This is a genomic window from Streptomyces sp. NPDC001100, from assembly GCF_053598575.1.
In genome coordinates, this window is the sequence record NZ_JBSFKO010000057.1 from 37,562 (window position 1) to 50,381 (window position 12,820).

The following is a 12,820-nucleotide window of genomic DNA, read 5'->3' on the forward strand; positions in this document are numbered from 1 at the left end:
ACGCGGAACTCAGAGCGCGGGTACGGGCGTGAACCGCACCGGCAGCGCGGTCAGACCCCGCAGCCACGGCGAGGGCCGACGTGTCAGGGACTCGGCGGGTACGGCCAGGTCGATGTCCGGCAGCCGGTCCAGTACGACCTCGATGCCCGTCCGCGCGATGACCTCGGCCACCTCCTGCGCCGGGAACGGACACCGGTGCTCGCCGTGCCCGAAGGAGAAGTGCGCGTTGTTGCCGCCGGTGAGCGCGGAGCCGTCGGTGCGGACCTGGGGGTCGGAGTTGGCACCCTGGAGGCCGAGCAGCAGCAGGTCGCCGGTGCGGATGCGCCGGCCGCCGAGCTGGGTGTCGCGGGAGGCCCAGCGCCCGGCCACGTTCTGCGTCGGGGTGTCCTCCCACAGCACCTCGTTCATCGCCTCGGCGACACTGTTGCGGCCACCGAACAGCGAGGCCGCGAAACGGTCGTCGGTCAGCATCAGGCGCAGCGAGTTGCCGATCCAGTCGGCGGTCGGCTGGTGACCGGCCGCCATCATCACCATCAGGTCCTGGGCGATCTCCACGTCGTCGAAGCCGGACTCGTGCGTCAGCATCCGCGACACGACGTCGTCGGCCGGCTCGTCCTTCCGGTCGGCCAGCAACCTCCCCATGGACGTGGCGAGATGGGTCTGCCCGGCGATCGCGCGATCCCGGCCGTCGATCATGTCGTTGAGCGCGGTCACCAGTCCCGGACCCTGCTCGTCCCGGAAGCCGTAGAGCCGGGCCAGCACCCGCACCGGCAGCAGCATCGCGTAGTCGCCGACGATGTCCGCCTCACCCTTGGCGCAGATCCCGTCGATCAGCTCGTCCGCGAACTTCTCGGCGTACGACCGCAGTTCGGAGGGGTCCACGGCCTCCAGCGCGTCGCTGATCATGCCGACGCGCTCGCGGTGCCGCTCGCCGACCGTGTACAGGATCGACGGCTGCTTGCGGCCGATCATCGGCAGCAGCGGCCAGTCGTCGGGGATGTGGTCCCACTGGCTCCACAGGTCCGAGTCCCGGCTGAACAGCACCGGATCGCCGGTGACCTGATGCAGTTCGCGGTAGCCGAGCACCAGCCAGGCCGGGATGTCGCCGTCCAGCACCACGGGCGTCACGGAGCCGTGCTCGCGCCGCATCTCCCGGTACAGCCGCGCCGGTTCGGTCTGGAACCTGGGTCCACTCAGCGGTACGGGCGCGGTCACAGGGCCAACTCCTGGTGGGGGACGGGGACTTGGTGGCGGGCGGGGCCCTGGGCGGCGTAGGAGCTCCTGACGTGCTCGACCAGGGTGATCAGGACCTGTTTCGCGGACGCGCGGGAGCGGGCGTCGCAGTCCAGGAGGGGGACGTGCGGGTCGAGGTCGAGGGCCTCGCGGATCTGCCGCGGGGTGTAGGCGGGGCCGCCGAAGTCGTTGCAGGCCACGATGAAGGGCGTGCCGTGGTGTTCGAGGCGGTCGATGGCGTACCAGGAGTCGCCGATCCGGCGGGTGTCGACGAGGACGACCGCCCCGAGCGTCCCGGAGAACAGCCGGTCCCACAGGAACCAGAACCGCTCCTGGCCGGGCGCGCCGAACAGGTACAGCACATTGCGGGCGTCGAGCGTGATGCGGCCGAAGTCGAAGGCGACGGTGGTCGCGGACTTGCCGCGCACCTCGCTGATGTCGTCGACGGCCTCGCCGGCCTTCGTCATCGTCTCCTCGGTGTTGAGGGGACGTATCTCGCTGACCGAACGGACCAGCGTGGTCTTGCCGACGCCGAAGCCGCCGACGACCACGATCTTGAGGCCGTTGTCGGCGGAGGCACCCAACGGGGTGCGCGCGTCAGAGATTGCGGAGTCCAACGAGCACCTGTTCCAGGATGTCGGGATCGGACACGGCCCTCCGCGGATGCCGGGCACTGACCCGGCCGGCCGCGAGAAGGTCGGAGAGGAGGATCTTGGTGATGCTCACCGGGAGCCGCAGTTCGGCCGCCAACTCCACCACCGCGGTGGGGCTTTCGGTGAGCCGCAGGATCGCCGCGTGCTCCGACTGCATACCGGTCACCGGATCGCCCTCGGCGACCACGAGGGTCACCAGGTCGAACGGGTTGTCCGGTGCGGAACGGGTGCGGCCGCCGGTGAGCGTGTAGAGGCGGTCGGGCGAGTCGTCCCTGCCGGGGCGGCTCATCACGAACGGGGTTCCGCGCGCAGGTGCTCGCCGAGCTGCTCCACCAGCTCGCTCATGTTGTGCCCGATCAGACCCGCGTCCGCGTCCTCCGTGGTGACCAGCGCCAGGTGCGCGCCCTCACCGGCCTCGACGATGAACAGCACCCCGCCGTAGAACTCCGTCATCGCGGAGCGCACACCCCCGCTGCCGTCCCCGAACTCCACCGACGCGCCGTGCGACAGCGACTGGATCCCGGCGGCGATCGCGGCGAGCTGGTCGGCCTGGTCGACGGAGAGCTCGGGCGTCCGGCACAGCTTCAGGCCGTCCCGGGACAGCACCAGCGCGTGTCGCGCGCCCGGGGTGCGCTCCAGGAGGCCCTCGATGAGCCAGGTGAGCTTCTCGTCGGCGGTGGTCGTGCCGGTCATGAGGTGGGGTTGCCTTCCGGGTTCGGGTGGGTGAGGGACGTGGCGTGTTCGGAGCGCTCCGACTCCGGCTCCGACTCCGTTGCGGGCGCGTGCCGTTCGGCGGTCGTCGTGCCGAACTCCCTTACGGCTGATGACTGTTCGGCCGTCGCCGCACCGGACTCCGCTACGGGCGGCAGCTGTTCGGTCATCGCGCCGCGTACGGCCTGGCGGAAGCTGTTGAAGCGGGTGGCCCGGGCCAGGGTGTCGTCGGCCGTGGGCGCGGGGTGCGACACGGCGGCCGCTGCCTCCGCACGCGCGCGGGAACGCTCGGCCGCCGCCAGCGCCTGCCCCCGGCGCCGCTTGGGCAGGCCTTCCGGGAGGCCGCCAGAGGCGTCGTCCGGGGCGTCGCCCGAGGCGTCGTCCGGCCGTGACTCGGCCAGGACCTCGGACAGGGCGTCGGACAACACGTCGGACAGGGCGTCGCGGTCCGGGGACTCGTGCGTGGGGACCGGGTCCGGGTCCAGGTCGGAGCCGGCGCGCGCGGAGGCGTACGACACCCGCAGCTGTCCCGGGACGAGCGGTTCCGGCGCGGTCTCCGGCTCCGGGCGCGACACGGCGACCGGCTCGGGAAGCGCGACGGCCTCCGGCGGAGCCGCCGGGGAGTCCTGCGGCACCAGGATGTCCTGCGGTACGAGCATCAGGACGCCCGTGCCGCCGCGCGCTGAAGGCCGGTACGACACCTTCAGCCCGTACTTGCGGGCCAGCCGGCCGACGACCGCGAGGCCCAGCCGGGTGCCGGTGAGACCGCCCAGCTCGGCGGAGTCGCCGCTCACGGCCCGTTCGGCGCGCCGGAGTTGGATGTCGCCCATGACCAGTCCGCTGTCCTCCACCGAGAGGATGACACCGGCGGGCACTTCTTCGACGTAGACATGCACCTCGGCGGTCGGCGGCGAGAAGTTCGCGGCGTTGTCGAGGAGTTCGGCGAGCGCGTGCATCACGCCCTCGGCCGCGTGCCCGGCGACGGCGGCGTCGCTCGTGGAGTGCACCCGCACCCGCTGGTAGCCGCCGATCCGGCCCATCGCGCCGCGCAGGATCGACTCCATGGCGATCGGGCGGGCCCAACGGCGGCCGGAGCGTGCCCCGGTGAGGACGGCGACGGAGTCGGCGAGACGGCCCGCCTGCGCGGTGCGGTGGTCCAGGTGCAGCAGGTCGGCGAGGACGTCCTCGTCGGAGTGCCGCTCCTCCATCGCGCGCAGGTCGGCGAGCATGCCGGTGGCCAGCGCCTGCATACGGCCCGCCGCGTTGGCGGTCGCGGAGAGCGCGGCGGCCCGCTCGTGGGAGTCCCGGCGGGCGCGCTCGGCCAACTGCTTGTTCTCGGCGGTCAGTCGGGCCCGCTCCAGGGCGGATTCCTCCGTGAGGCGGCTGCGCTCCTCCGCGAAGGACGTGGTGAGCCGCATCCGCTCCTGGGAGAACTCGGAGGTCAACCGGGCGCGTTCCTGCGTGAGTTCGGCGGTCAGCCGGGCCCGCTCGTGGGTCAGCTCCTCGGTCAGCTGAACGCGCTCGCGGTCCAACTCCGTGCTCAGCCGCGCCCGTTCCTGCAGCAGCCGCCCCGCGTCCAGGGTGACGGCCTCCAGCCGGCGGCGGGTGACACGGGCGGTCTGGTAGGCGTGCGCCGCCGCCGCGACGGCCGCGCACAGCAGCAGCGCGCCGGCGCCCGCCGCGCAGGCGACCGCGAGGCGCTGCGAACCGGGGGCCACGGAGACCGCGCCGGCGACCGCGAGTCCGGCCAGGACGGCGGTGAGCAGCGGGGCGGGGGCGAGGGTGCGGAAGGTGGGTCGTTCGCCGGGAAGCATGGGGGCGGTCATGAAGGGGGTCCTCGGTCGGTCCTCGGGCGTCTTTGGTCGTGGTCCTCTGTCGTCCTCGGTCGTGTCCTCGGGGGGTGCTCGTCGGGTTCCTGGGCGAGAAGCGACACCGGGTGCTCAACTGTCCGTCACTATATGAGAGTTAGTGATCGAACTGGGGAGGTTCTGGATGCGTTTACAGAATCCCTTCATGCTGGGGACATGGCGGATCTTCAGGCTGAGCTGACGAGGACCGTCCGGGGCGAGGTCGGCTTCGACGTCACCTCCCGGGCGCTGACGACCATGGACGCGTCCAACTACCGACGCGTCCCGCTGGGCGTCGTCGCACCCCGTGACGCCGACGACGTGGCGGCGACCCTCGCCGCCTGCCGGGCGCACGGAGTGCCGGTCGTGGCACGCGGCGGCGGCACCTCCATCGCGGGCCAGGCGACCGGCACCGGCGTCGTCCTCGACTTCACCCGCCACATGAACGGGCTGCTCTCCCTGGACCCCGCCGCCCGCACGGCAGTCGTCCAGCCCGGCCTGGTCCTCGACCGCCTCCAACAGGCCGCCGCCCCGCACGGGTTGCGCTTCGGCCCCGACCCCTCGACCCACAGCCGCTGCACCCTCGGCGGCATGATCGGCAACAACTCCTGCGGCTCCCACTCGGTCGCCTGGGGCACCACGGCGGACAACGTGAGCGAGCTGTCGGTGCTCACCGCACGCGGCGAGTCCCTGCGCCCCGGCCAGGACTGGGCGGGCGCCCCATCAGGTCTACGCCCCCTCGTGGAGGGCGAGTTGGCGCGCCTGCGCACCGGCTTCCCCGACCTCCCCCGCCGTATCTCCGGCTACGCCCTGGACGCCCTCCTCCCCGAGAAGGGCGCCGACGTCGCCCGCTCCTTCTGCGGCAGCGAGGGCACGCTGGGCATCCTCACGGAAGCGGTCGTACGCCTCGTCGAGGCACCCCGCGCGCGGGCCCTCGCCGTGCTGGCGTACGCCGACGAGAGCGCGGCGGCGGAGGCGGCGGCGGGCCTGCTCGTCCACGGCCCGCTCACGGTCGAGGGGATGGCCGCAGACCTGGTCCGCTCCACGGCCGACCTCCCCCGGGGCGGCGCCTGGCTGTTCGTGGAGACCGGCGGCGACACGGCGGCGGAGGCGCACACGCGTGCCGCGACGATCGTCCGCGCGGCCGACGTCGTCGACTCCCTGGTGGTGACGGACCCGGCGGCCCAACGCGCGCTGTGGCGCATCCGCGAGGACGCGAGCGGTACGGCGACGAGGATGCCGGACGGCTCGGAAGCCTGGCCGGGCTGGGAGGACTGCGCGGTACCACCGGCCCGACTGGGCGCCTATCTCAGGGACTTCAGGGGGCTGCTCGGGACATACGGCCTGCGCGGCACGCCCTACGGCCACTTCGGGGACGGCTGCATCCACGTCCGCATCGACTTCGACCTGCTGACCGAACCGGGCATCGCCCGCTTCCGCCGCTTCTCCGAGGACCTGGCCGACCTGGTGGTGGCCCACGGCGGCTCCCTCTCCGGCGAACACGGCGACGGCCAGGCCCGCGCGGAGCTGCTGCCGAAGATGTACGGCGACGAGACGGTGACCCTCTTCGAGCGCGCGAAGGCGGTCTGGGACCCGGACGACCTCCTCAACCCCGGGATGCTGGTGAGACCCGCCCCTCTCGACTCGAACCTCCGCTTCGCCGTCCTGCCCCGCGAACCGGTCGACGTGGCCTTCGGCTACCCCTCCGACGGCGGCGACTTCACGGCGGCGGTACGGCGCTGCGTCGGGGTCGCCAAGTGCCGTACGACGGAGGTGTCCGGCCCCTCCGTGATGTGCCCGTCGTTCCGCGCGACCGGCGAGGAGGCGCACTCCACGCGCGGGCGGGCCCGGCTGCTGCACGAGATGCTCGCGGGCGAACTGGTCACCGACGGCTGGCGGTCCACGGAGGTCCGCGACGCGCTGGACCTGTGCCTGTCCTGCAAGGGCTGCCGTACGGACTGCCCGGTCGGGGTCGACATGGCCACGTACAAGGCGGAGTTCCTGCACCACCACTACGAGGGGAGGCGTCGGCCCGCGTCCCACTACGCGATGGGGTGGCTGCCGCGCTGGCTGCGGCTGGTGGCCCGCACCCGGACCGCGTGGCTGGTCAACTCCCTCGCTTCGGTAAGGCCGTTGGCGGCTCTGGCGAAGCGGCTGGGCGGGATCGCGGAGGAGCGGGAGATCCCACGGGTGGCGCGAGTGCCGTTCACCCGGGCCTGGCGGCGGGAGGTGATGGCGGAGTCACGGCGGAACACAGATGACGGAGTGGAGTACGTGGAGACGCCCACCCAGGGCCGCCGTGTCCAACTGTGGCCGGACACCTTCACGGAACACCTCTCACCGTCTGTCGGCCACGCGGCCGTGCGGGTGCTGGAGGCGGCGGGACTGGGTGTGCTCCCCGTCCTGCCGACGCCGGCGGGGAAGCCCGTCTGCTGCGGACTGACGTATGTGTCGACGGGCCAACTGGACCGCGCCCGCGAGGTCATGCGCACCACGCTGGACGGAATGGGCGTGCTGATGGACGTCGAGGGCGCCCCGCCCGTCGTCGTGCTGGAACCGAGCTGCGCGGCGGCGCTCCGCACCGACCTCCCCGAACTCCTCCCCGACGATCCCCGGGCGGCCAGCCTCGCCGCGTCGGTCCTCACCTTCGCCGAGGCACTGGAACGCCTCGCCCCCGACTGGACCCCGCCCCGCGTCGACCGCCCCGCGGTCGGCCAGACCCACTGCCACCAGCACGCGGTACTCGGCGACACCGCGGACCACAGGCTGCGCTCCGCCGCCGGCCTCACGGGTGAACTGTCCGGCGGCTGCTGCGGGTTGGCCGGAAACTTCGGCTTCGAGAAGGGGCACTACGAGGTGTCGGCAACCTGCGCGGAGGAACAACTCCTCCCCTCCGTAAGGGAGGCGCCGCAGGACGCGGTGGTCCTGGCGGACGGCTTCTCGTGCCGTACGCAGCTGGAGCAACTGGCGGGGGTACGGGCCAGGCACCTCGCGGAGGTCCTGGCGGAGGCGCTGGAGGCAGACGGCGAATGACTGACGAACTCGACTGGGTGGCGGTCCTCTCCGACATCCACGGCGTGCTCCCCGCCCTGGAAGCGGTCCTCGCCGAACCGGACGTGGCCGCCGCCGACCGCATCGTCCTCACCGGCGACATCACGGCGGGCCCCCAACCGGCGGAAGTAGTGGACCTGTTGCGCGCACAGGGCGACCGAGTCCTGTGGATCTCGGGCAACGCGGACCGCGAACTCGTCGAGTACCGCAGCGGCGAACGCACCGACATCCCCGATCCGATCGCCCCCTACGCGGCAACGGCCCTCCGCACCGACCAGATCGACTTCCTCGCCGCCCTCCCCACAACCCTGACCCTCACGCTCCGCGGCCTCGGCAAGGTCCTCTTCTGCCACGCGACTCCCCGGGACGACGAGGAGGTCGTCCTGGTCGACTTCCGCCCGTCCCGCTGGGCGGAGGTCCTGGCCGACCTCGCCGAGGACATCCGCACAGTGGTCTGCGGCCACACCCACATGCCGTACGTCCGCCTCGCCCACGGCCGCCTGATCATCAACCCCGGCAGCGTGGGCATGCCCTACGGCCGCACCGGCGCCCACTGGTGCCTCCTCGGCCCCGGCACAGACCTGCGCGTCACGCCGTACGACATCCCAACGGCAATCGCCCGCCTCGTCCACGAGTCCACCTACCCGGAGATCGCCGACTGGGCGGACTACTTCCTCAACGCCCGGGCGTCGGACACGGAGGCGTTGGAGACGTTCGGACCGCGGGACGGGCGATGACGGCCGACGATCGCTAGCCGGCCGGCGGGCGTGACCGCCGCGTTCTCCGCTCCGTCAGGTAGCTGATCGCGAAAACGACCAGCAGCACCAGCGCCATGGCGACCCCGCTGAAGAGCCAACTGACCGGAGCGCCCCTGACTCTTTCCACACCCCAGAAGGCCACCGTCATCGCGCCCCAGCGAATGGAGAGGCGGGCGAGGGTCCGTCCTGGCCCGCCGGCGCGTGGACGGTGCACGGACGGCCGGGCGGCGGGACCGTAGCCGACGCGCTCGTAGTGCAGCTGACTCAGGCGCTCCATCCGCAGGAGCAGGGCGAAGAACAGTGTCATCCCAGCGCCCAACAAGACCGCCTGCAAGAAGCGCGTCCCATCGCTGAATGCCCCGAAGGTCGAGCCGCCCAGTGCCGCGAGTGGCACGGCCAGGACAGCCGCGGAGCGCAGCGGGCGGCTGGTGACGCGAACCGCGATGGGCGCCGGAGGCCCGTACCTCCTGCCCATGCCGAGAGACCGCTCGACCTTCAGACCCGCCGCCAGCACCAACAGCTCCGCCTTCCGCAGCACTTGCAGCATCCGCTTCATAGCTCCCCCGCACATCGACGACGCCCAAACCACACAGTGGACCATCGACAGGGCGTCAAGGTTGCCGTCGCTCCATAGCGGGGAGCTCCGAGAAGCTCGATCCGATGCGCGGGCCTCTCAAGTCGCGGGGCGCGTTCACGCGGCCGGCCTCAACCAGCAGTGGTGCCGCAACATCAAGAAGGCCGAGAAGGCCGGGGGGAAGGTCGTCCGGGGCGGCCACGACGAACTCCCCGCCTGCTACGAGCTCTACGCGGAGACCGCCGAACGCGACCGCTTCATCCCGCGCCGCTGAGGGCCCTGTCTGAGGGCGGAAGCACAGGTTCGTTAAGGCTGCTCTCAGGTTTATTAGAGAACTCTCAGGTTCGCGGACCTCGCTCAGGATTCACAAAGGTATTCACAGGGCCTCCTTGCCGTTCGCTTGCCGACTTTGCTGCTTCTTGGCGTCGGGGGCGTGTAAGTTTCTCGGTGTCGGGAATTCCCCGGGCGGTAAAACGCTCGACTTTGACGCACAAAATCCCCTGCACAACCTAGGAGTTCGGAATGGGCCTCAACAAGCTCGCCCCGCTGCCCAAGCCCAAGAAGCAGCAGCTTCCGCCCCCGCCGCCCCCGAAGCCCCGCAAGAAGCACGAGCCGAAGCCCCTGCCGAAGCCGCTGCCCGGCCAGGACAGCTGATCCGGCAGTAGCGAAGAGGGCCGACCCATGCAGTCGGCCCTCTTTTCTTTCCCGAATTCGAAAATCCAAAGAATTCTGATGACGGAAAGTGGAGGGCGTTGTGGACATGGATACGGAAGAGGAAGACCTCGAATATGAGGACGACGAAACTCCTACCATTCCCGCCCGCACGGCTTTCCGCCGTTTCTGGCCGCTCACGGTCGGTCTCAGACGCTGGCTGATCCTCGTCTGGGTGTGCACGGTGGTCGCCGCACTCGCCGAGACCGAGTCGATCCTCCTCTTCAGCGACCTCACCGACCGAGCCCTGGCGAAGGGCTCGCTCGCCGCGTTCTGGAGCCCGGCCGCCAAATGGCTGGGCGTCGCGCTCGTCGGCGCGGTCGTCGCCTACGCCGGCAACTCCCTCGCCGCCTGGGCCACCGAACGCTTCGTGATGAGACTGCGCGAGCATGTCTTCGACCACGTACAGCAGTTGCCCCCGCACTTCTTCCAACGGCACCGCCAGGGCGACCTGTTGTCCCGCCTCACGAGTGACGTCGAGGCGATCGAAACCCTCGTCGTCTCCGGCGTCGTAGGCACCGCCTCGGCCGTCTTCTCCGCCCTCTTCTACGCCGCCGCCGCGTTCTGGCTGCGCTGGGACCTCGCCGCGGCCACCTTCGTCCTCGCCCCCCTCTTCTGGCTGGCCGCCCGCCGCTTCTCCGGCTCCATCAAGGACGTCTCGCGCGCGGGCCGGGTCGCCGACGGCGCGATCACCTCCGTCGTCGAGGAGTCCCTCGGCAACATCGTCCTCACCCAGGCCTACGGCCGCCGCGACGCGGAACGCCGCCGTCTGAACGAGGAGGCGAGCGCCTGGTTCCGCGCCTCCGTCCGCTCCACCCGCCTCAACGAGGCCTACGAGCAACTCGTCAGCGTCATCGAGACCGTGTGCGTGCTCGCCGTCATCGGCATCGGCGCCTGGGAGATCTCCACCGGCCGTATGACCCTCGGCCAACTCCTCGCCTTCTCCGCCTTCCTGGGCTACCTCTACCCGCCCGTCCGCGGCCTCGCCCAACTCGGCCTCACCATCACCGCCGCCACCGCCGGCGCCGAGCGCCTGATCGAGATCCTGGACGTACGACCGTCCGTCGCCGACCCCGGTCACGACACGGAGTTCGGCCGCCCCGACGGCACGGTCGAACTCCGCGACGTCTCCTTCAGCTACCCGGGCGCGGACCGCCCCGCCCTGGAGGGCCTCTCCTTCACCGTCAACCCCGGCGAACTGGTGATCGTCACCGGCCCCAGCGGCGCCGGCAAGTCCACGGTCTCCAAGATGCTGCTCCGCTTCTACGACCCCGACGCCGGCGAAGTACTCCTCGACGGCGTCCCCTTACGGGACCTCCCCGTCGCCCGCCTCCGCGAGTACGTCACCCTGCTCCCGCAGGAGACCCTCGTCCTGCACGACACCGTCCGCGCGAACATCGCCTGCGGCCGGCCCGGCGCGAGCGAACAGGCGATCATGGACGCGGCGATCGCGGCCGACGCCCACGAGTTCATCCTCCGCCTCCCCGACGGCTACGACACGAAGGTCGACCCCAACTCGGCCCGCCTGTCCGGCGGTCAGCTCCAGCGCCTGGCCATCGCCCGCGCGATTCTCCGCGACGCCCCGGTCCTCGTCCTCGACGAACCGACCACCGGCCTGGACTCGATGGCCGCCCGCCGGGTCGTGAAGCCGCTACGACGGCTGATGGCCGGCCGTACGACGATCATGATCACCCACGACCTGAACCTCGCCCCCGACGCCGACCGGATCCTGGTCGTCGACCGCGGGCAGATCGTGGAGACGGGGCGGCACGACGAGCTGATGGCACGGGGCGGGGCGTACTCGCGGCTGCACCGTTCGCAGAACAACGCGGTGATGGACACCGGGGAGCTGCGGTTGCCGCTGTTCGCCGAGGCGGGGGCGGGGGCGGCAGCAGGGATGGCGGCGGGGGTTCAGTACGCCGCGCCTCCGGTCTTCGTGGAGAGCTGGACGCCGCAGCCGCAGCAGATGCATCAGGCGCAGCAACCGCAACAAGTGCAGCAAGCGCAGCCGGTGTACCAACCCGCGTACGTCGAGGCCGAGTACGCCTCCGACCCGCTCTTCGGGCCTCTGCCCACCACCCTCCCCGACGGTCGGCCGCTGTTCCGCGACGAGGTTCCCTGGAGCGGCATCTGAGTCGCTGATCATCCGGAGGGACAGGCAGGACAGCGTCAGGACAGTTGCATAAAGGGTTCTCACACCTGTCTCAGTCCACTACCATGGACCGAGCAGTGCATCGTGATGGACGAATCCCGAGCTGATCCCCTGGAAGCGCCGTGAGCATCCCCAGTACGTCTACGACCGCCCCCGTGACGACGAGCCCGACCCCGGTTGCCGCCCCCCGTCGGTTCGGTCCGGTGGGCCTCGTGCTGGCCGGGGGGATCTCGGTGCAGTTCGGTGGGGCGCTGGCGGTGACGATGATTCCGAGGGCGGGATCGCTGGGGGTGGTGACGCTCCGCCTGCTGGTGGCGGCGGTGGTCCTGCTCGTGGTCTGTCGCCCGAGTCTGCGCGGTCACTCGCGCACCGACTGGGGCACGGTCGTCGTCTTCGGCCTCACGATGGCCGCGATGAACGGGCTCTTCTACCAGTCGCTGGCCCGCATCCCGCTGGGACCGGCGGTGACCCTGGAAGTACTGGGCCCACTCGCCCTCTCCGTGCTGACTTCTCGGCGGGCGCTGAACGCGGTGTGGGCGGGACTCGCCCTGGCAGGTGTGTTCCTGCTCGGCGGGGGAGGCTTCAGCAGCTTGGACCCTGCAGGTGTGGCCTTCGCGCTGGGTGCCGGCGCCATGTGGGCGACGTACATCGTCTTCAGTGCGCGTACGGGTCGCCGCTTTCCGCAGGCCGACGGGTTGGCGCTGGCGATGGTCGTGGCGGCGGTGGCGTTTCTGCCGCTCGGTATTGCGGAGTCGGGTACGAGGCTGCTGAACCCTGTGACCATCGCGCTCGGGTCCGCTGTGGCGGTTCTCTCGTCCGTTCTTCCCTACACGCTCGAACTGCTGGCGTTGCGACGGCTGCCTGCTTCCACCTTCGCCATCCTGATGAGCCTGGAGCCTGCGATCGCTGCGACGGCGGGCTTCCTGATCCTGCACCAGGCACTGTCCGTCACTGAAGCCCTGGCCATCGGGTTGGTCATCGGGGCGAGTATGGGGGCTGTGCGGACTCAGGTGGGGCGGGGGAAGGCGAAGCGGGTGGCGGCTCAGGAGGCTGCGGGGGTTGCTCCTCAGGCGTAGGTGGACGTTGGGCCACTCGCTTCTTTGTCAGTGTCGGGCTTCCACGGACCGAGT

The 12,820-nt window shown here is 71.1% G+C and carries 11 protein-coding genes and 1 pseudogene; 6 read left to right on the forward strand and 6 right to left on the reverse strand.

Annotated features, from left to right (window positions below):
- Positions 1-9 precede the first annotated feature (9 nt).
- Genes ACWDEW_RS45625 through ACWDEW_RS45645 form a run of 5 tightly spaced genes read right to left on the reverse strand, consistent with a single transcriptional unit; the run spans position 10 to position 4,423 of the window.
- A complete protein-coding gene (locus tag ACWDEW_RS45625) occupies positions 10-1,215 on the reverse strand; it encodes a cytochrome P450 (protein WP_450521786.1) in 1,206 nt (401 codons plus the stop codon).
- On the reverse strand, positions 1,212-1,850 hold the full coding sequence (locus ACWDEW_RS45630) for a GTP-binding protein (RefSeq protein ID WP_450521788.1): 639 nt from the start codon (positions 1,848-1,850) through the stop codon (positions 1,212-1,214). Before ACWDEW_RS45630 ends, ACWDEW_RS45625 begins: the two co-directional genes overlap by 4 nt.
- Complete coding sequence (locus ACWDEW_RS45635) at positions 1,831-2,175, reverse strand: DUF742 domain-containing protein (RefSeq protein WP_450521790.1); 345 nt, start codon at positions 2,173-2,175, stop codon at positions 1,831-1,833. The genes ACWDEW_RS45630 and ACWDEW_RS45635 overlap by 20 nt, the downstream gene beginning before the upstream one ends.
- Positions 2,175-2,579 (reverse strand): roadblock/LC7 domain-containing protein, encoded by a 405-nt coding sequence (locus ACWDEW_RS45640; RefSeq protein ID WP_317880350.1) that lies wholly within the window; start codon positions 2,577-2,579, stop codon positions 2,175-2,177. Before ACWDEW_RS45640 ends, ACWDEW_RS45635 begins: the two co-directional genes overlap by 1 nt.
- On the reverse strand, positions 2,576-4,423 hold the full coding sequence (locus ACWDEW_RS45645) for an ATP-binding protein (RefSeq protein WP_450521791.1): 1,848 nt from the start codon (positions 4,421-4,423) through the stop codon (positions 2,576-2,578). The genes ACWDEW_RS45640 and ACWDEW_RS45645 overlap by 4 nt, the downstream gene beginning before the upstream one ends.
- Before the next feature lie 198 nt (positions 4,424-4,621).
- Between ACWDEW_RS45645 and ACWDEW_RS45650 the strand changes: the two genes are divergently transcribed.
- Entirely contained in the window at positions 4,622-7,477 is a 2,856-nt protein-coding gene (locus tag ACWDEW_RS45650) for an FAD-binding and (Fe-S)-binding domain-containing protein (RefSeq protein WP_450521793.1), read from the forward strand.
- Positions 7,474-8,232: a metallophosphoesterase family protein gene (locus ACWDEW_RS45655; protein ID WP_450521795.1), complete on the forward strand. Its 759-nt coding sequence runs from the start codon at positions 7,474-7,476 to the stop codon at positions 8,230-8,232. Before ACWDEW_RS45650 ends, ACWDEW_RS45655 begins: the two co-directional genes overlap by 4 nt.
- Positions 8,233-8,245: 13 nt before the next feature.
- Here the strand turns inward: ACWDEW_RS45655 and ACWDEW_RS45660 are convergent, their stop codons facing one another.
- Entirely contained in the window at positions 8,246-8,809 is a 564-nt protein-coding gene (locus ACWDEW_RS45660; RefSeq protein WP_450521796.1) for a hypothetical protein, read from the reverse strand.
- 145 nt (positions 8,810-8,954) lie between these two features.
- On the opposite strand from ACWDEW_RS45660, the pseudogene ACWDEW_RS45665 reads away from it, so the two are divergent.
- The 4 genes and pseudogenes from ACWDEW_RS45665 to ACWDEW_RS45680 form a co-directional block, all read left to right on the forward strand.
- Positions 8,955-9,095 (forward strand): annotated as a pseudogene (locus ACWDEW_RS45665) (peptidoglycan bridge formation glycyltransferase FemA/FemB family protein); the annotation flags it as partial.
- A 254-nt stretch (positions 9,096-9,349) separates the two neighbouring features.
- Positions 9,350-9,481, forward strand: a complete 132-nt coding sequence (locus ACWDEW_RS45670) for a hypothetical protein (protein WP_019072556.1) — start codon at positions 9,350-9,352, stop codon at positions 9,479-9,481.
- Between the two features lie 106 nt (positions 9,482-9,587).
- Positions 9,588-11,672 (forward strand): ABC transporter ATP-binding protein, encoded by a 2,085-nt coding sequence (locus ACWDEW_RS45675; RefSeq protein WP_450521798.1) that lies wholly within the window; start codon positions 9,588-9,590, stop codon positions 11,670-11,672.
- A gap of 230 nt (positions 11,673-11,902) precedes the next feature.
- Complete coding sequence (locus ACWDEW_RS45680) at positions 11,903-12,766, forward strand: EamA family transporter (protein ID WP_450521801.1); 864 nt, start codon at positions 11,903-11,905, stop codon at positions 12,764-12,766.
- Positions 12,767-12,820: the final 54 nt, after the last annotated feature.